Below are 18,624 nucleotides of genomic sequence, written 5' to 3'. Positions count from 1 at the left end.
GACCACGAGAACAAGGAGTGAGACGATGAGCGACCCGACCCTGCCGCCGCAACCGGGCGAAGTGCCCGAGTTCGAAACCCGCGACCCGGCGTCGCCCTCGTTCTGGGACGAGCGCTTCGCGCGCGGCTTCACGCCGTGGGATCAGGCGGGCGTCCAGCGCCAGTTCGAAGCTTTCGCCACAGCGCACCCTGAGGCCGCCGTGCTGATTCCGGGCTGCGGCAACGCCTGGGAGGCACGCTGGCTCGCCGAGCGCGGCCGCGCGGTGCGCGCCATCGACTTCGCGCCGGCCGCGGTCGCGAGCGCGCGTACGGCGCTGGGGCAGTACGCGGGTGTCGTCGAAGAGGCGGACTTCTACGCCTACACGCCGCCGTTCACGCCGGCCTGGGTGTTCGAGCGCGCGTTCCTGTGCGCGCTGCCCAAAGCGCAGCGCGCGAGCTACGCCACCCGCATGGCCCAGCTGTTGCAGCCCGGCGCGTTGCTCGCGGGCTACTTCTTTATTGGCGAGACGCCCAAAGGGCCGCCGTTCGCCATCGCGCGCGACGAACTCGACGCCTTGCTCACGCCATACTTCACGTTGGCCGACGATCAGCCCGTGACCGACTCGCTGCCCGTGTTCGTCGGGCGCGAGCGCTGGCTCGTGTGGCGCCGCAACGACGTCGCGCCGTCGCCCGTTTGAGCTGCCTCAGGCGCTCGCGCCATGCGCGCGGCGCCTTGCATGGCCGCGCGCGCTCTTGATGTGCGCACAACCTGCCCTCATCTGACTTGAGGCGGCCGCAACCCTCCGACCCTCTGCGCTGGATACCCAACCCCGGTAAATGCCAGGGGCGATCCTGGTTTGCGGCTATAATTCAAGGCTTTGCAAGCAATTATCAGATTTTCATCAGGATAGAGATCATGCCGATCTACGCTTATCGCTGCGAGTCGTGCGGCTTCGACAAGGACGTGCTCCAAAAGATGAGCGATGCGCCCCTGACGCAGTGCCCGAGCTGCGGCGCGGACACATTTCGCAAGCAGGTCACCGCGGCGGGCTTCCAGCTGAAGGGTTCGGGCTGGTACGTCACCGATTTCCGCGGCGGCAACGGCGGCAAGAGCGGCGCGGCGACCGGCGCGAAGGAGGCTGGCGAAAACGCGCCGCCGTCGGAGGCCAGCAAGCCGGCCGGCGAGGGCGCCGCGAGCGCTTCCAGCGATTCGAACGCAGCGGCGCCTGCCGCGAGCACCCCAGCGAGCACGCCCAGCCCGGCAGCCTCGACCTGAAAACCTGCGGCGCGATTCCTGCAATCCCAGGGAGAGGCGCCGCGCTTGGCGGTGTACATGACGATCAAGAAAGCGACGTTCAAATCGGTATTCCTGACCGGCCTGCTGGTGCTGGTGCCGCTGGCCATCACGCTGTGGGTGCTGAACCTCGTCATCGGCACGATGGATCAGACGCTGCTGCTGCTGCCCGAATCGTGGCGGCCGGAGCGCATGTTCGGTGTGCGCCTGCCGGGACTCGGCGCGGTGCTTACGCTCGCGTTCATCTTCGGGGTCGGTCTGCTCACGCACAACTTCATCGGCCAGAAGCTGGTGGAGTGGTGGAACGCGCTGGTGCGCCGCATTCCGATCATCGGACCGCTGTACGGCAGCATCCAGCAGGTTTCCGATACACTGCTTTCGAGCAACGGCAATGCATTTCGCAAAGCGCTCCTGATCGAGTACCCGCGCAAGGGTTCGTGGACGATCGCGTTTCTCACCGGCATTCCCGGCGGCGACGTGGTCAACCACCTGCAGGAAGATCACGTGAGCGTGTATGTCCCGACTACGCCGAATCCGACGTCGGGCTTTTTCCTGATGGTGCCAAAGAGCGAGGTGGTCGAGCTGGACATGACCGTCGACGCCGCGCTCAAGTATATTGTTTCGATGGGCGTGGTCGCGCCGACAACCTCACCACGCCGCCCCATCGATCCTCCGCTTTAATACCGGACGACGCGCTGCTGCGCGCCGCTCCCGTTCATTCATGCATAACGAAAGACGAACATCATGTCGATGAGATCTGAATACTGCGGTCTGGTGACCGAACAGCTGCTGGGCCAAACTGTTTCGCTGTGCGGATGGGTGCAGCGCCGCCGCGACCATGGCGGCGTCATCTTCATCGACCTGCGCGACCGCGAGGGCCTCGTTCAGGTCGTCTGCGATCCGGACCGCGCGGAAATGTTCAAGATCGCCGAAGGCGTGCGCAACGAGTTCTGCGTGCAGGTAAAGGGTCTCGTTCGCAATCGTCCGGAAGGCACGGTCAACGCGAACCTCACGAGCGGCAAGATCGAAGTGCTGTGCCACGAAATCGTGGTGCTCAACGCGTCGGTCACGCCGCCGTTCCAGCTCGACGACGACAACCTCTCGGAAACCACGCGCCTCACGCATCGTGTGCTCGACCTGCGCCGTCCGCAGATGCAGCACAACCTGCGTCTGCGCTACCGCGTGACGATGGCCGTGCGCAAGTATCTCGACGCGCTCGGCTTCATCGACATCGAAACGCCGATGCTCACGAAGAGCACGCCGGAAGGCGCGCGCGACTACCTCGTGCCGTCGCGTACGAACCCGGGTCAGTTCTTCGCGCTGCCGCAGTCGCCGCAGCTCTTCAAGCAGCTCCTGATGGTGGCGAACTTCGATCGCTACTACCAGATCGTCAAGTGCTTCCGCGACGAAGACCTGCGCGCCGACCGTCAGCCCGAATTCACGCAGATCGACTGCGAAACGTCGTTCCTCGGCGAGCAGGAAATCCGCGATCTGTTCGAGGACATGGCGCGTCACGTGTTCAAGGAAACGATCGATGTCGAGCTCGACGCGAAGTTCCCGGTCATGCCGTACTCGGAAGCCATGAGCCGCTTCGGTTCGGACAAGCCGGACCTGCGCGTGAAGCTCGAATTCACCGAACTGACCGACGCGATGAAGGACGTCGACTTCAAGGTGTTCAGCGCACCGGCCAACACGAAGGACGGCCGCGTCGCGGCGCTGCGCGTGCCGAAGGGCGGCGAGCTGTCGCGCGGCGACATCGACGGCTACACGGAATTCGTGCGTATTTACGGCGCGAAGGGTCTCGCGTGGATCAAGGTCAACGAAGCCGCGAAGGGCCGTGACGGTCTGCAAAGCCCGATCGTCAAGAACCTGCACGACGCCGCAATTGCCGCGATCCTCGAGCGTACCGGCGCGCAAGACGGCGACATCATCTTCTTCGCGGCAGACCGCGCGAAGGTCGTGAACGACAGCCTCGGCGCACTGCGCCTGAAGATCGGCCACTCGGAGTTCGGCAAGGCCAACGGCCTCGTCGAGAAGGGCTGGAAGCCGCTGTGGGTGGTCGACTTCCCGATGTTCGAGTACGACGAGGAAGAAAACCGCTACGTGGCCGCGCACCACCCGTTCACGAGCCCGAAGGACGAGCACCTGGCATACCTCGAAACGGATCCGGGCCGATGCCTCGCCAAGGCTTACGACATGGTGCTGAACGGCTGGGAAATCGGCGGCGGCTCGGTGCGTATCTATCAGGAAGACGTGCAGAGCAAGGTGTTCCGCGCGCTCAAGATCAATGCGGAAGAAGCCCGCGCGAAGTTCGGTTTCCTGCTCGACGCGCTGCAATACGGCGCGCCGCCGCATGGCGGTATCGCGTTCGGTCTGGACCGCATCGTCACGATGATGGCCGGCGCCGATTCGATCCGCGACGTGATCGCGTTCCCGAAGACGCAACGCGCGCAGGACCTGCTTACGCAGGCCCCGAGCCCGGTGGACGAGCGCCAGCTGCGCGAACTGCACATCCGTCTGCGTCAGCCCGAGCAGAAGACGGCGCAGTAAGCCGCACTCCGTCTGCGAAGGCCCGTCAGGACTTTTGCATCGCAACAACAAAAAAGGCGCATCGTGCGCCTTTTTTGCTTTTTGCGTTAAATTACCTTTAGACGCGCCGCAAGCGCGCAGCGCGCGTTCCTCCCCACGCTCCAACACCATGCAGAAGCCGCCGAAGATTCCGGAATCCGTACTCGTCGTCATCCATACGCCGCAACTGGAGGTCCTGATCATCGAACGCGCCGACCGCCCGGGTTTCTGGCAGTCGGTCACCGGCTCGAAAGATCGCCCAGGCGAGCCGTTCACCGAAACCGCCGTGCGCGAGGTGGGCGAGGAGACGGGTATTGCTGTCGGCGCGGTGGGCGTTCCGCAGGCGGCGCTGCTCGACTGGCACCACGAGATCGAGTACGAAATCTATCCCGTGTGGCGCCATCGCTATGCGCCCGGCGTCACGCGCAACACCGAGCACTGGTTCAGCCTGGAAGTGCCCACGGGCACCGTCGTCACGCTCGCGCCGCGCGAGCATACGGCGTATGTATGGCTGCCCTACGAGCAGGCGGCGGCGAAGTGCTTCTCGTGGTCGAACCGCGAGGCCATTCTGCAACTGCCCATGCGGCTACGCGAAGGGCGCGAAGGATGTGAGGGACGCGGGTGAGCGCAACATGAGCGAAACCAGTACCGATCCCGGCATTGAATCGCAGCGCCTGGTGAGGCTGCGCGAGGCGCTGCTTGGCCGGCGCTATCGTTCGCGCTATCGCTTCACGAGCGGCAACGACGTGCGCCTGTTCGGCTCGAGCGCCGGTCTGTTCGGCGCGATGATCGAACGCATCGACGCCGCCGTGCGCGACGTCGCGCTCGAAACCTATATCTTCTGCGACGACGACATCGGCCGTGCGCTCTCCGACGCGCTCACGCGTGCGGCGGCGCGCGGCGTGCGCGTGCGCGTGATCACCGACGGCATCGGCTCGCCGCGCATTGCGCTGTTCGAGACCTGGCCGGGCGCGGGGGTGGAGCACCGCGTCTACAACCCGCACATCTTCGGGCGCTTCGGCTTTTCGCGCACGCACCGCAAGCTCGCCGTGATCGACGACCAGTTCGCCTTTTGCGGCGGCATCAACGTGATCGACGATTTCGAGCAGGACGGCCACCGGCTGCCGTACGCGCGCTGGGATTTCGCCGTCGAGCTGTATGGCCCGGTGGTCGTGGACGTGCGCCTCGCGATCGAGCAGCAGTGGCGGCGTATCCGGCTCGGCTACCGGCCGCCGCTGCCCCAGCAGCTTTCGCCCGGCGTGCCCGCGAGCGCGGGCTTCATGTCGCCACATCCCACCGGTCACACGGTGGGGCGCCCCACGCAGATCGTCGACGACGCGCTGCGCGCGCTTGCGCCCACCGTGCGCTCGTCGCGCGCGAAACGCTTCTTCACGCGTCTGCGCGAGCGCCTGCGCGCGAGCGTGCGCGATCCGCGCGCGGCGCAGGTGCCCTGCGTGGCGTTCGTCGCGCGCGACAACGTGGTGAACCGGCGCGCCATCGAAAAGGCTTATCTCGACGCCATCGGCGAGGCGCGCAAGGAGGTGCTGCTCGCCAATCCGTACTTCATGCCGGGCCGGCGGCTGCGACGCGCGCTCGTGAGCGCCGCGGAGCGCGGGGTGGCGGTCAAGCTTCTGGTCGGACGAAAGGAATTCAAGGTGCTCGACTACGGAGTGCCGTTCCTCTATCACCAGCTCTTGAGCGCGGGCGTGCAGATTGCTGAGTACGAGAAAACGATGCTCCACGGCAAGGTGGCCGTCGTCGATTCGAGCTGGGGCACTGTGGGTTCCTCGAACCTCGATGCGCTCAGCCTCGTGCTCAACAACGAGGCCAACGTGCTGCTCGTGCAGCATCCGCAGATCGAACAGCTGCGCGGCGAGATCCTCACGGCGTTTGGCGACGCCGCGCAGATCGACCGCGCGCGTTATGAGGCGCGGCCGTGGCACGTGCGCGCCGTGAACTGGCTCGCCTGGGCGTTCTATCGTGCGCTCATGAAGCTGATCACCGTGGGCGGCTACGATTAGAAACAGAACGCTGCCATACGAATCAGCGCACGTGCAATCGAGAGAATGTCGGCTTGCGCGCGGCGCCCGAACCCCGAAAATTAGAGTACCGGTTAGAAATCGGTTTCTAATAAAGTCCTTGTTTCGCGGACGGCTGTCCTCAACAATAGTACGGCCGTTCGATTTAATTCAGGCCCAGATGTAAGCAGTTAATGAGCAGTTGACAGCGACATCGCGGCCACATCGTTACGGTAAAGAAAGCTATGCGAAAAGGCGAACAGACACGAGCCGCCATTCTGGACGCAGCACTCGACCTGGCAGGTCGCGATGGCCTTGAAGGCCTGACCATCGGCCTGCTCGCCGAGCGCATGCAGATGAGCAAGAGTGGCGTCTTCGCTCACTTCGGGTCTCGGGAAGACCTGCAGGTCGAGGTGGTGCGCGAGTACCACCGTCGATTCGAGGAAGAAGTCTTCTTTCCGAGTTTGCGCGAGCCACGCGGTTTGCCGCGTCTGCGTGCGATGCTGTCGCGATGGTTCGAGAAGCGCATTCACGAAGTCACGACTGGCTGCATCTACATCAGCGGCGCCGTCGAGTACGACGACCGCGCCGACAGCCAGGTGCGCGAGACGCTCGTCGCGAGCGTGTCGATGTGGCGCGCGGCGCTCCTGAGGGCCATTTCGCAGGCGATCGAAGAAGGCCATTTGCGCAAGGAGACCGATCCCGCGCTGATGCTCTTCGAACTGTATAGCGTGACGCTCGGCCTGCATCATGACGGCCGCTTCCTGCATCTGCCGGACGCGGTCGAGCATACGTGGGCCGCGTTCGAGAAGCTGATTGTTTCGTATCAGAGCGAGACCCAGTAGCGCCCAGGCCGCAACATCGAAGTCGCGGCGGCGCGCGAGGGACCCGAAGCTCAAATTTTGGAGAGAAGACATGGGACAGTACACCGCGCCGCTGCGCGACATGCAGTTCGTTCTGCACGAACTGCTGAACGTGGAAGGCGAAGTGAAGCAGATGCCGAAGCACGCCGACCTCGACGCCGACACCATCAACCAGGTGCTCGAAGAAGCCGGCAAATTCTGCTCCGAGGTGCTGTTTCCGCTGAACCAGGTCGGCGACCGTGAAGGCTGCACCTACGCCGGCGACGGCGTCGTCACCACGCCGGCTGGTTTCAAGGAAGCGTACAGGCAATACGTCGAAGCCGGCTGGCCCGCGCTCGGCTGCGATCCCGAATACGGCGGCCAGGGCCTGCCCGCGTTCGTGAACAACGCACTCTACGAAATGCTGAACTCGGCGAACCAGGCGTGGACCATGTACCCGGGTCTCTCGCATGGCGCCTACGAGTGTCTGCATGCACACGGCACGCCCGAACTCCAGAAGGCCTATCTGCCGAAGCTCGTCGAAGGCGTGTGGACCGGCACGATGTGCCTGACCGAGCCGCACTGCGGCACCGACCTCGGCATCCTGCGCACGAAGGCCGAGCCGAACGGCGACGGCTCGTATGCGATCACCGGCACGAAGATCTTCATCTCGAGCGGTGAGCACGACATGGCCGGGAACATCATCCACCTCGTGCTCGCGCGTCTGCCTGATGCGCCGCCGGGAACCAAGGGCATCTCGCTGTTCGTCGTGCCGAAGTTCATCCCCACGGCAGCGGGCGAAGTGGGCGAGCGCAACGGCATCAAGTGCGGCTCGATCGAGCACAAGATGGGCATTCACGGCAACGCGACTTGCGTGATGAATCTCGACGGCGCGAAGGGCTGGCTCGTCGGCGAACCGAACAAGGGCTTGAACGCCATGTTCGTGATGATGAACGCCGCGCGTCTGGGCGTCGGCATGCAAGGTCTCGGTCTCACCGAAGTCGCTTACCAGAACTCCCTCGTGTATGCGAAGGAGCGTCTGCAGATGCGCGCGCTGACCGGCCCGAAGGCGCCTGAAAAGGCCGCGGACCCGATCATCGTGCATCCGGACGTGCGCCGCATGCTGCTCACGCAGAAGGCCTGGGCCGAAGGCGCGCGCGCCTTCACGTACTGGTCGGCGCTGCAGATCGACAAGGAACTCTCGCACGGCGACGAAAGCGAGCGCAAGGAAGCCGGCGACCTCGTCGCGCTGCTCACGCCGATCATCAAGGCCTTCCTCACCGACAACGCCTTCGAGAGCACCAACCTCGGCATGCAGGTGTTCGGCGGCCACGGCTTCATCGCCGAGTGGGGCATGGAGCAGTACGTGCGCGACGCGCGTATCAACCAGATCTACGAAGGCACCAACACGATCCAGTCGCTCGACCTGCTGGGCCGCAAGGTGCTGGGCGACATGGGCGCGAAGCTCAAGAAGTTCGGCAAGCTCGTGACGGATTTCGTCGAAGCCGAAGGCATCAAGCCGGAAATGCAGGAGTTCGTGAATCCGCTCGCCGACATCGGCGACAAGATGCAGAAGCTCACGATGGAAATCGGCATGAAGGCGATGCAGAACCCGGACGAAGTGGGCGCGGCCGCGGTGCCGTATCTGCGCACGGCGGGCCACCTCGTGTTCGCCTACTTCTGGGCACGCATGGCGCGCATCGCGCTCGACAAGGAAAGCTCGGGCGATCCGTTCTACAAGTCGAAGCTGGCCACGGCGCGCTTCTACTTCGCGAAGCTGCTGCCCGAAACCGCCACGTCGATTCGCCAGGCGCGCGCGGGTTCGAAGACGCTGATGGAAGTCGACGAAGCGCTGTTCTAAAAGCCAACGGGCGCGCGCTTTTCAAAGGCGCGCGCCCCGTCAACACGATGTCCAGAGGCGGCGGCCGCTGAGGCACGCCGCCCCCACACCTCAATCCGCTCGACATTGCATACCCGCTGGAGGAACAACGTGAGCAACCTCAATATTCGCAAGGTGGCCGTGCTCGGCGCCGGCGTGATGGGCGCGCAGATCGCCGCGCACCTGATCAACGCCCGCGTGCCCGTGCTGCTGTTCGATCTGCCCGCGAAAGAAGGCCCGAAAAACGCCATCGCGCTGAAGGCGATCGAGACGCTCAAGAAGCTCTCGCCCGCGCCGTTCGGCGTGAAGGACGACGCGCAATACATCACGCCCGCGAACTACGAAGACGACATCGCGAAGCTCGCGGAATGCGACGTGGTGATCGAGGCGATCGCCGAGCGTATGGACTGGAAGCACGACCTCTACAAGAAGGTTGCGCCGCACCTCGGCCCGAACGCGATTTTTGCGACCAACACCTCGGGCCTGTCGATCACCGAACTCTCGCATGGCTTCGACGATGCGTTGAAGGCGCGCTTCTGCGGCGTGCACTTTTTCAACCCGCCGCGCTACATGCACCTCGTCGAGCTGATTCCGACGTCGCAAACGAAGCCCGAAATCCTCGACCAGCTCGAATCGTTCCTCACGAGCGTGGTGGGCAAGGGCGTGGTGCGCGCGAAGGATACGCCGAACTTCATCGCGAACCGTGTGGGCGTGTTCTCGATCCTCGCGGTGATCGCCGAGGCGAAGAAGTTCGGTCTGCGTTTCGACGAAGTCGATGACCTCACGGGCGCGCGCCTTGGCCGCGCGAAGTCGGCGACGTTCCGCACAGCGGACGTCGTGGGTCTCGACACGATGGCGCACGTCATCAAAACGATGCAGGACAACCTGAAGGACGATCCGTTCTTCCCTGTGTACGAGACGCCGGCCGTGCTCGCGGGTCTCGTGGCGAAGGGCGCGCTCGGCCAGAAGACGGGCGGCGGTTTCTATCGCAAGGAAGGCAAGTCGATCAAGGTGCTCGACGCCAACACGGGCGAGTACGTCGACGGCGGCGGCAAGGCCGACGAGCTGGTGGGCCGCATCCTCAAGCGTCCGCCCGCCGAGCGCCTGAAGCTGCTGCGCGAAACGCAGCACCCGCAGGCGCAGTTCCTGTGGTCGATCTTCCGCGACGTGTTCCACTACATCGGCGTGCATCTGCAGTCGATCGCAGACAACGCGCGCGACGTCGATCTCGCGATCCGCTGGGGCTTCGGCTGGAACGAAGGTCCGTTCGAAGGCTGGCAGGCCGCGGGCTGGAAGCAGGTCGCCGAGTGGGTGAAGGAAGACATCGACGCGGGCAAGGCGCTGTCGAATGCACCGCTGCCCGCCTGGGTGTTCGAAGGCCTGGTCGCCGCTAACGGCGGCGTGCACGGTGCGGAGGGTTCGTGGTCGCCCGCTGCGGCGCGCTTCGTGCCGCGTTCGACGCTGCCGGTGTACGAGCGTCAGGTGTTCCGTGCGGCGCTGTTCGGTGAAACGAGCGCACGCGATCCAAAGACCTACGGCAAGACGCTGTTCGAGAACGACAACCTGCGCGCCTGGGTGGACGACCGCGCGGGCGAGGACGACGTCGTCATCGTCTCGTACAAGAGCAAGATGAACACGATGGGCCCGGCCCTGCTCGACTCCCTCGTGAAGGCCATCGACATCGCGGAAGACGGCTACAAGGGCCTCGTGATCTGGCAACCGACGTCGCTCAAGCTCGGCGCGCCCGGTGGTCCGTTCTCGGCTGGCGCGAACCTCGAAGAGGCGATGCCCGCGTTCATGATGGGCGGGGCGAAGGGCATCGGGCCGTTCGTGAAGAAGTTCCAGGACACGATGCTGCGCGTGAAGTACGCGAACGTGCCGGTGATCACGGCGGTGTCGGGCATCGCGCTCGGCGGCGGCTGCGAAATCATGCTGCAAAGCGCGAAGCGTGTGGCGCACGTCGAGAGCTATGTCGGCCTCGTGGAAGTGGGCGTGGGTCTCGTGCCTGCTGGCGGCGGCCTGAAGGAGGCGGCGATTCGCGCAGCCGAAGGCGCACAGGCGATCGGCGCGGCACCGAGCGATCTGCTCCGGTTCCTGCAGAAGTCGTTCGAAAACGCGGCGATGGCGAAGGTTTCGGCCTCGGCGCACGAAGCACGCGCAATGGGCTACCTGAAGCCTTCGGACACGATCGTCTTCAACGTGTTCGAACTGCTCGACACGGCGAAAAAGGAAGCGCGCGCACTCTCCGCCGCGGGCTACCGCCCGCCGCTGCGCGCGACGCAGATTCCGGTGGCGGGCCGCTCGGCGATCTCGACCATCAAGGCATCGCTCGTGAACATGCGCGACGGCCGCTTCATCAGCGACCACGACTTCCTGATCGCGAGCCGCATCGCGGAAGCGGTGTGCGGCGGCGACGTCGAGGCGGGCAGTCTGGTCGACGAAGAATGGCTGCTCAAGCTCGAGCGCCGCGCCTTCGTCGATCTGCTCGGCACGCAGAAGACGCAGGAACGCATCATGGGCATGCTGCAAACCGGCAAGCCGGTGCGCAACTAAGCGGCACGACGCACACCAGATACTGGAGTAAGAGATGAGCAAACAGTTGCAGGACGCATACATCGTCGCCGCGAGCCGCACGCCCATCGGCAAGGCGCCGCGCGGCGTGTTCAGGAACACCCGCCCGGACGAGCTGCTGGTTCACGCAATCAAGTCGGCCGTCGCGCAGGTGCCCGGCCTTGACACGAGCGTGATCGAAGACGCCATCGTCGGCTGCGCGATTCCCGAGGCCGAGCAGGGCCTGAACGTGGCGCGGATCGGCGCGCTGCTCGCGGGGCTGCCGCAGAGCGTGGGCGGCGTGACCGTCAACCGCTTCTGCGCATCGGGCCTCACGGCGCTCGCCATGGCCGCGGACCGTATCCGCGTGGGCGAGTCCGACGCGATGATCGCGGGCGGCTGCGAGTCGATGAGCATGGTGCCGATGATGGGCAACAAGCCGTCGCTCTCGCCGCATATCTTCGATCGCAACGAAGACATTGGCATTGCTTACGGCATGGGCCTCACGGCCGAGAAAGTCGCGGAGCGCTGGAAGGTGAGCCGCGAGGCGCAGGACGCGTTCTCGGTCGAATCGCACCGCCGCGCGCTTGCCGCGCAGCAGGCCGGCGAGTTCAAGGACGAAATCGCGCCGTACACGCTCGTCGAGCGTTTCCCGGATCTCGCCTCGGGCGAAGTGAAGGTGAAGGAGCGCCTGATCGAACTCGACGAAGGCCCGCGTGCCGATACCACGCTCGAAGGCCTCGCGAAACTGCGCGCGGTATTCGCGAACAAGGGCTCGGTCACGGCCGGCAACAGCTCGCAGACTTCGGATGGCGCGGGCGCGCTGATCGTCGTCTCCGAGAAGATCCTCAAGCAGTTCAACCTCACGCCGCTCGCGCGTTTCGTGAGTTTCGCGGTGCGCGGCGTGCCGCCGGAGATCATGGGCATCGGTCCGAAGGAAGCGATTCCCGCGGCGCTCAAGGCCGCGGGCCTGAAGCAGGACGATCTCGACTGGATCGAGCTGAACGAAGCGTTCGCTGCGCAGTCGCTGGCCGTGATCCAGGATCTCGGCCTCGATCCTTCGAAGATCAACCCGCTTGGCGGCGCGATTGCACTCGGCCACCCGCTCGGCGCGACGGGCGCGATCCGCGCCTCGACGGTCGTGCACGGCCTGCGCCGCCGCAACTACAAGTACGGCATGGTGACGATGTGCGTCGGCACCGGCATGGGGGCGGCGGGCATCATCGAGCGGCTGTAAGCGTTCATCTGATTAGCGCATTGGCGTTATCGACACGGTTCGCAGACTTCGCGGTCTGCGGACCGTTTTTCGTATCACGATTGGGATGCGAGGAGACAGGCACATGAGCAACGAAATCCTGCTAGCACACGAAAACGGCGTGCTCACGATCACCATCGACCGGCCCGTGCGCAAGAACGCGCTCACGCCCGCGATGTATCAGGCGATGGCCGACGCGCTCACCGGCGCGAACAAGGACGCCTCGGTGCGCGCGGTGCTGCTGCGCGGCCACGCCGAGATCTTCACGGCCGGCAACGACATCGAAGACTTTCTGAAGGGGCCGCCCGCGGGCGCCGATTCGCCCGTGATCCGCTTTCTCGACGCCATCGCGGCTTGCGAGAAACCGCTCGTCGCCGCGGTGAAAGGGCCGGCGATCGGTGTGGGGACGACGCTGCTGCTGCATTGCGACATGGTCTACGCGGCCGACAACGCGCGTTTTGCCGTGCCGTTCGCGCAACTCGGGCTGTGCCCCGAAGCGGCTTCGTCGCTGCTGCTGCCGCGTATTGCGGGCCACCAGGGCGCGGCGGAAAAGCTGCTGCTCGGCGAGACCTTCGATGCGGCGGAAGCGCATCGCATGGGCTTCGTGAACCGCGTGCTGCCGGCGGCCGAACTCGACGCGTTCGTTAGCGGCCAACTTGCGAAGCTCGTGGCGCTGCCCGCCTCGTCGCTGCGCGTGACGAAGTCGCTCATGAAGCGCGCGGATACGCACGAGATCAAGACGCGCATGAGCGAAGAGTTCGTGCACTTCGGCAAGATGCTGCTCGCACCCGAAGCACGCGAGGCGTTCACGGCTTTCCTCGAAAAGCGCAGGCCGGATTTCCGGCAGTTCGATTGAGCGCTAACGGCGCTTCAGGCCGTTTCGTAATCGACGTACCCGGACTCGCGGCAAAAGCTCACGAGCCGTAGTCCGGCGCGCTTTGCAATGGCGATGGCAAGCGAGGAGGGCGCCGAGATCGTCGCGACCATCGGAATGCCCACGCGCGCGGCCTTGCGCACCAGTTCGTAGCTCGCGCGGCTCGAGAGGAAGACGAAGCCCTGCTGCGTGTCGGCGCGCTCCATCACGAGCTGGCCGATGAGCTTGTCGAGCGCGTTGTGGCGGCCCACGTCCTCGAAGGCGCGCAGGATCGCGCCGTTTTCGTCGCACCAGGCGGCCGCGTGCAGGCCGCCGGTGAGTTTCGTGAGCGCCTGATGCTGCGGCAACTCGCGTGCGGCGCGCGCGATGGCGTCAGGTGCGAGGCGCGCGGCGAAGCCCGTGTCGGGCACCTGCTCGGGTTCGAGATCGAGCAGGTCGATGCTCTCGATGCCGCACACGCCGCAGCCGCTGCGTCCGGCGAGTGCGCGGCGCTTTTCCTTGAGTTCGACGAACGCCTGCTGCACCACGGTCAAGTGGACTTCGGCGTGCGGCAGATCCGACTCTGCGTGCCAGTACACCTCGATGTCCTGAATGTCGGCATTGCGCCCGACGATGCCTTCGGAGATCGCGAAGCCCACGGCGAACGCTTCGAGGTCGCGCGGCGTGCACATCATGACCGCGTGCGAAATGCCGTTGAAGACGAGCGCGACGGGCCATTCCTGGCCCACGTGGTCCTCACGCGTTTCCACGCCGCCGCCGCGGTGCCGATGCACGCGCAATTCGATGGCGCCAGGCTGGCCTTCGGTTTCGAGGGGATGCGTCGGCGGATGCGTCGTCGTGATCTGCGGCCGGTTTGCGGTGCTCATTGGCGTGGGGGTTGGGGTGCGGGTCGAGGTGGGCAAGCGCAAAACTCCATCGGTCCTTGTGCGGCGCGGTACCGCAGCGCCGCCGGGGGACAGCGGGGCCGCGCCGCGCGCGGAAGGTTCTAAAATACCTCAAGCGGGCCGCCCGCGCTTATGTCCGCCTCGCGAGGATACCGTCATGGCATTGAACGAAGCTCCGCTGCTTTTCCGGTTCGAGGTCGACTCGTCGGAAAACCTCACCTATATCCCGATGTGCGTGCGCTTCAACCTGGATCGTTTTGGTCTGCGCATTTCTCTCGCGCAATGGCAGTTGCTGCCCTATGAGGACCGCCGGCTGCTGGCGTGTTTCCCCGTGGACGAGGACACGCAAATCGAGCCCAATTTCGACCACGCGCTCTTCGAGATGATGCGCACGCACGCGAACGTCGAACCCGAATGGTTCGCTCCCGAAGAAGCACCGGCCTGGCGTGACGTGAACGCGGTGCCGGGCGGCATTGCGCTTCAATCCGAGCTTGCCAGCCTGCAGGCGCCCGGCCTCGAAGACTGGGCGCAGCTCGACCCGTTCCGGCGCTACGTGCTTGCGAAGCTCGCGCGCAAACCGGAGGGCAATCACGACTTCGCGCCGGCGATGCACGAGTTCGGGCTGGCGGTGCCGCGCTGATTTTTAGCCGCTGTTTCCCGCCGATGCTGCCCGCCACGATTCATAGCCGATCCCTACCCGATTCCCGCTAACCGCGGCTGCCTTGCGCCGCCGCGGGTCGTTTTCCGCTTCTTTCTCCACATTTACCCTCAAGACCCGGCCGGCCCTGCCGTTATTTCGGGTTGGCGCGTCAGGCGCCGACCGGTCGCGCGCAGTCGTGACCCATCATCCCGCGCTCACGGCGCGGGCGCGAACGACGCTCGGCATTCATGAACCTTCTTTTTTCGAAGCGCCAACTCATCAATCTGGCCGTCGTCGCGGCGGCCGTTGGCGCGAACGCTTTTGTCGCGTGGACGCAGATCGACGGTCAGCGCGAGATCGACCTGCGCGCGAGCCAGGCGGCGACGATCCGTCACGACCTCGACCGCTATCGCGATGCGCTTGGCAGCGGCGTGAGCGCGCTGGGCCGTTTCGCAGCACAGGGCCAGACGGAGTCAGCCGCCGCGCACGACGCGCGCGCCGCCATGCTCGACGAAACCGCCCGCTCACTGCGCGCGGAACTGGCCGGCAACGCCGACCTCGCAGCCCGTTTCGACGCGCTGGCGGGGCAGGCCAGCGCGATGGCGAGCGAGATCGACGTGACGCTTGCGCGCGCCGAACAGCGCGTCGCCGACGAGCGCGGGCAGGCGGCCGTGGCGGCGGTGGCGAGCGGGACCGCGGCAGCGCAGGCTCTGCCAGCCGACGGTGCGGCCAGCCAGGAGTTCGGCACGGCCATGCCCGCGAATGCCGCGCGTTCGCCCGCGGCGCCGTGGGGCGCGCGCGAGGCGCTTGCCCGCAACGCCGCCGCCGCGAAGACGATTCAACCCGGAAACACCGCAGACGCGCGCATGGCCGGTCATGTCGTGACTGGCACGATCTTGCCGCTGCACGCCGCGGCGGATGACGCGGCGAGTGCCGTGACGCTGGACACGCTCACGGTGGCACCGGCTGTCGAGAGCGGCGCGGCAAACGGCGCCCAGAACCCCATCACGGCGACCGCTGCGCTGCCTGACCCGGCAACGACAACGCCCGCCGGAGTGCCCGCAGCCGGGGCCGCAACGCCGGCGCCGGCCACGGCCGCGTGGCTCGCCGGCGAATACATCCGCATCGACAACCTCGTGGATCAGCTCGACGGGCAGCTCGCGTCGCTGCAACGCGCGGAAGATCTGGCGCTCGCCGCCGCGCTCGCCGACTCGGCGCGCTCGGGCGGCCGCGCGCTGTTGCTGCTGATCGTGACGATGCTTGCGGGCGCGACGCTCCTCATCTACACGTTCGGCGCGCGCGAGAGCGCCGCCCGCGAGAAGCTGCGCGCCGTGAGCGGCATGCGCCTGCGCAGCGAGCGCTTTCAGGGCCTGTTCGACGCGCATCCAGTGCCGATGTACGTGTTCGACCGCGAGACGCTGCGCTTTCTCGCCGTGAACGCCGCCGCGATCCAGCAGTACGGCTACAGCGAGGAAGAGTTCCTCACCATGACGATCCGCGATATCCGTCCCACCGAGGACGTCTCGCGGCTCGAGCAACATCTGACGCGCTCGGACATGGTCACGCAGAATGTGCGCATGATGGCCGGCATCTGGCACCATCGCCGCCGCGACGGCTCGATCATCAGCGCCGACATCTCGCATCACTCGCTTACGTTCCTCGGCCGCGACGCCGTGTTCGTGCTCGCCGACGACGTGACCGAGCAGATCAAGGCCGAAGCGGAGGCGCAGCGCTCGAACCAGATGCTCGAGTCGGTGATCGACAACATCCCGCAGCGCATCTTCTGGAAGGACGCGCAGTCGCGCTATCTCGGCTGCAATATGACCTTCGCGCGCGACGCAGGCCTTGCGTACCCCGAGCAGATCATCGGCAAGTCCGACGACGACCTGCCGTGGCGCGCCTACGCCGACGGCATGCGCGAACAGGACCGCGAGGTGATCGACTCGGGGCTGCCGCGCATCAACTACGAGGACAACCACACGATCGATGGCCTGCACCGCACGACGCTCACGAGCAAGCTGCCGCTGCTCGACGGCGACGGCCGCGTGATCGGCGTGCTCGGCTCGTACTCGGACACCACCGAAAGCAAGCGCGCCGACCTCGCGCTGCGCCTGCAAAGCCGCGCGCTCGACGCGTGCGTCAACGCCATTCTGATCACCGCGCCGGGCCCGGGCGGTAGCAATCTGATCGAGTACGCGAATCCGGCGTTTCGCCGCATCACGGGCTTCGATCCGGCCGAGGTGATCGGCCAGGACTGCCGCCTCCTGCAGCGCGACGACCGCGATCAGGACGGACTCATCGCGGTGCGCAAGGCGCTGCTTGCCAATCGCGAAGTGAGCGCCGTGCTGCGCAACTACCGCAAGGACGGCGCGCTCTTCTGGAACCAGTTGCTGATCGCGCCGGTGCCCGATCTCGATGGCCGCATCACGCATCACATCGGCATCATCAACGACGTGACCGAGCTGATCCGCTACCAGGAGCAGCTCGAATACCAGGCGAACTACGACAGCCTCACGCAGCTGCCCAACCGCAACCTGCTGCGCGACCGTCTCCAGCACGCACTGCTCGCGGCGCAGCGGCACGACACGGGCGTGGCCGTGGTGTTCATCGACCTCGACGGCTTCAAGAACGTCAACGACAGTCTCGGCCACAGCGTGGGCGACCGGCTGCTGGGTGTGGTGGCCGAGCGGCTCCAGCGCTGCACGCGCACGACCGACACGGTCGCGCGCCACGGCGGCGACGAGTTCGTGATCGTGCTTACCGACACCATCGACGAGAAGTCGCTGATCGGCTGGATGGAGCGGGCGCGCGCGCTGATCTCGGAGCCGGTGTGGATCGACGGCACCGAGCTGTATGTGGGCTGCAGCATGGGCGCGAGCGTCTACCCGCAGGACGGCAACGATGCCGAGACGCTCATGAAGAAGGCCGACGTCGCGATGTACCGCGCGAAGGACATGGGCCGCAACACGTTCCAGTTCTTCCAGCCCGAAATGAACGCGAATGTGGGGGCGCGCCTGAATCTGGAGCGGCGCCTGCGCCGGGCGCTGCGCGACAGCGAGTTCCTGCTGCACTACCAGCCGCAGGTGGAGATCGAGGGCGGGCGCATCATCGGCATGGAGGCGCTCGTGCGCTGGCGCGATCCGGAGGTGGGGCTCGTCTCGCCTGCGCAGTTCATTCCCGTGGCCGAGGAAAGCGGCCTGATCGGCCCGCTCTCCGACTGGGTGCTGCGCGAGGCCTGCCGGCAGAATCGCGCGTGGCAGCTCGCGGGGCTGCCGCCCGTGCGCGTGTCCGTGAACTTCTCGGCGAAGACGTTCCACCAGCGCGACATTGCGCAACTCGTGAAGGACGTGCTGCAGGAAACCGGGCTGGAAGCCTGCTGGCTCGAAATCGAGCTGACCGAGAGCACGCTCATGCGCAATGCCGAAGAAGCCGTGTCGATGTTGAACGAGTTGCACGCGCTGGGCATCGGCATTGCCATCGACGACTTCGGCACCGGCTATTCGAGCCTGAGCTACCTGAAGCGTCTGCCTGTGGACCGGCTCAAGATCGACCGCTCGTTCGTGGCCGACATCGGCACGAGCAGCGACGACGAAACGATCACGGCTGCCATCATCGCGCTTGCGCACGAGCTGCAGTTGCAGGTGATCGCGGAAGGGGTGGAGACCTCGGCGCAGTTCGCCTTCCTGCGCGCGCGCGCGTGCGACGAGCTGCAAGGCTATTTCTTCGCGCCGCCGCTACCCGGCGACGAGGCCGCGGCGCTGTTGCGCGCGAGCGCGACCTACGAGGAAACGCCCGGGCTCGCGTGGACGGATTGAGCCCCGCGCTACGGCCGGGCGTTCGCG

14 protein-coding genes are annotated in these 18,624 nt (G+C 65.9%); 13 read left to right on the top strand and 1 reads right to left on the bottom strand.

What is annotated here, in order from left to right; all coding sequences use genetic code 11:
* Positions 1-25 precede the first annotated feature (25 nt).
* From A3CW_RS0125120 to A3CW_RS0125070, 11 genes are all read left to right on the top strand, one after another.
* A complete protein-coding gene (locus A3CW_RS0125120; RefSeq protein WP_028206021.1) occupies positions 26-676 on the top strand; it encodes a methyltransferase domain-containing protein in 651 nt (216 codons plus the stop codon).
* A 218-nt stretch (positions 677-894) separates the two neighbouring features.
* The gene (locus tag A3CW_RS0125115; protein WP_028206020.1) at positions 895-1,254 is read left to right on the top strand and encodes an FmdB family zinc ribbon protein; all 360 of its coding nucleotides are present in this window, start codon (positions 895-897) and stop codon (positions 1,252-1,254) included.
* A 57-nt stretch (positions 1,255-1,311) separates the two neighbouring features.
* Positions 1,312-1,953 (top strand): DUF502 domain-containing protein, encoded by a 642-nt coding sequence (locus A3CW_RS0125110; protein WP_028206019.1) that lies wholly within the window; start codon positions 1,312-1,314, stop codon positions 1,951-1,953.
* Between the two features lie 63 nt (positions 1,954-2,016).
* A complete protein-coding gene (aspS, locus tag A3CW_RS0125105; protein WP_028206018.1) occupies positions 2,017-3,822 on the top strand; it encodes an aspartate--tRNA ligase in 1,806 nt (601 codons plus the stop codon).
* A gap of 148 nt (positions 3,823-3,970) precedes the next feature.
* Positions 3,971-4,465, top strand: coding sequence for a dihydroneopterin triphosphate diphosphatase (gene nudB, locus A3CW_RS0125100; RefSeq protein WP_028206017.1), 495 nt, complete (start codon positions 3,971-3,973; stop codon positions 4,463-4,465).
* Positions 4,466-4,472: 7 nt separating this feature from the next.
* Positions 4,473-5,861: a phospholipase D-like domain-containing protein gene (locus tag A3CW_RS0125095; protein ID WP_035513874.1), complete on the top strand. Its 1,389-nt coding sequence runs from the start codon at positions 4,473-4,475 to the stop codon at positions 5,859-5,861.
* 242 nt (positions 5,862-6,103) lie between these two features.
* The gene (locus tag A3CW_RS0125090; protein ID WP_028206015.1) at positions 6,104-6,703 is read left to right on the top strand and encodes a TetR/AcrR family transcriptional regulator; all 600 of its coding nucleotides are present in this window, start codon (positions 6,104-6,106) and stop codon (positions 6,701-6,703) included.
* Between the two features lie 70 nt (positions 6,704-6,773).
* Positions 6,774-8,561, top strand: coding sequence for an acyl-CoA dehydrogenase C-terminal domain-containing protein (locus A3CW_RS0125085; protein ID WP_028206014.1), 1,788 nt, complete (start codon positions 6,774-6,776; stop codon positions 8,559-8,561).
* A 129-nt stretch (positions 8,562-8,690) separates the two neighbouring features.
* Positions 8,691-11,132 (top strand): 3-hydroxyacyl-CoA dehydrogenase/enoyl-CoA hydratase family protein, encoded by a 2,442-nt coding sequence (locus A3CW_RS0125080; protein WP_028206013.1) that lies wholly within the window; start codon positions 8,691-8,693, stop codon positions 11,130-11,132.
* Positions 11,133-11,166: 34 nt separating this feature from the next.
* Complete coding sequence (locus A3CW_RS0125075) at positions 11,167-12,366, top strand: acetyl-CoA C-acyltransferase (protein WP_028206012.1); 1,200 nt, start codon at positions 11,167-11,169, stop codon at positions 12,364-12,366.
* 103 nt (positions 12,367-12,469) lie between these two features.
* Entirely contained in the window at positions 12,470-13,240 is a 771-nt protein-coding gene (locus A3CW_RS0125070) for an enoyl-CoA hydratase (RefSeq protein ID WP_028206011.1), read from the top strand.
* Between the two features lie 14 nt (positions 13,241-13,254).
* On the opposite strand, the gene fdhD is transcribed toward A3CW_RS0125070, so the two are convergent.
* On the bottom strand, positions 13,255-14,124 hold the full coding sequence (gene fdhD, locus A3CW_RS0125065) for a formate dehydrogenase accessory sulfurtransferase FdhD (RefSeq protein ID WP_051481701.1): 870 nt from the start codon (positions 14,122-14,124) through the stop codon (positions 13,255-13,257).
* A 175-nt stretch (positions 14,125-14,299) separates the two neighbouring features.
* On the opposite strand from fdhD, the gene A3CW_RS0125060 reads away from it, so the two are divergent.
* Positions 14,300-14,782, top strand: a complete 483-nt coding sequence (locus tag A3CW_RS0125060; protein ID WP_028206009.1) for a nitrate reductase associated protein — start codon at positions 14,300-14,302, stop codon at positions 14,780-14,782.
* Positions 14,783-15,030: 248 nt separating this feature from the next.
* Positions 15,031-18,597: a sensor domain-containing protein gene (locus tag A3CW_RS47555; protein WP_407669765.1), complete on the top strand. Its 3,567-nt coding sequence runs from the start codon at positions 15,031-15,033 to the stop codon at positions 18,595-18,597.
* Positions 18,598-18,624 lie beyond the last annotated feature (27 nt).

It is taken from the genome of Paraburkholderia nodosa DSM 21604 (assembly GCF_000519185.1).
Taxonomy (GTDB): Bacteria; Pseudomonadota; Gammaproteobacteria; order Burkholderiales; family Burkholderiaceae; genus Paraburkholderia; species Paraburkholderia nodosa.
Note: the sequence above shows the minus strand (reverse complement) of the source record. Positions and strands in the feature narration are given on the sequence as shown.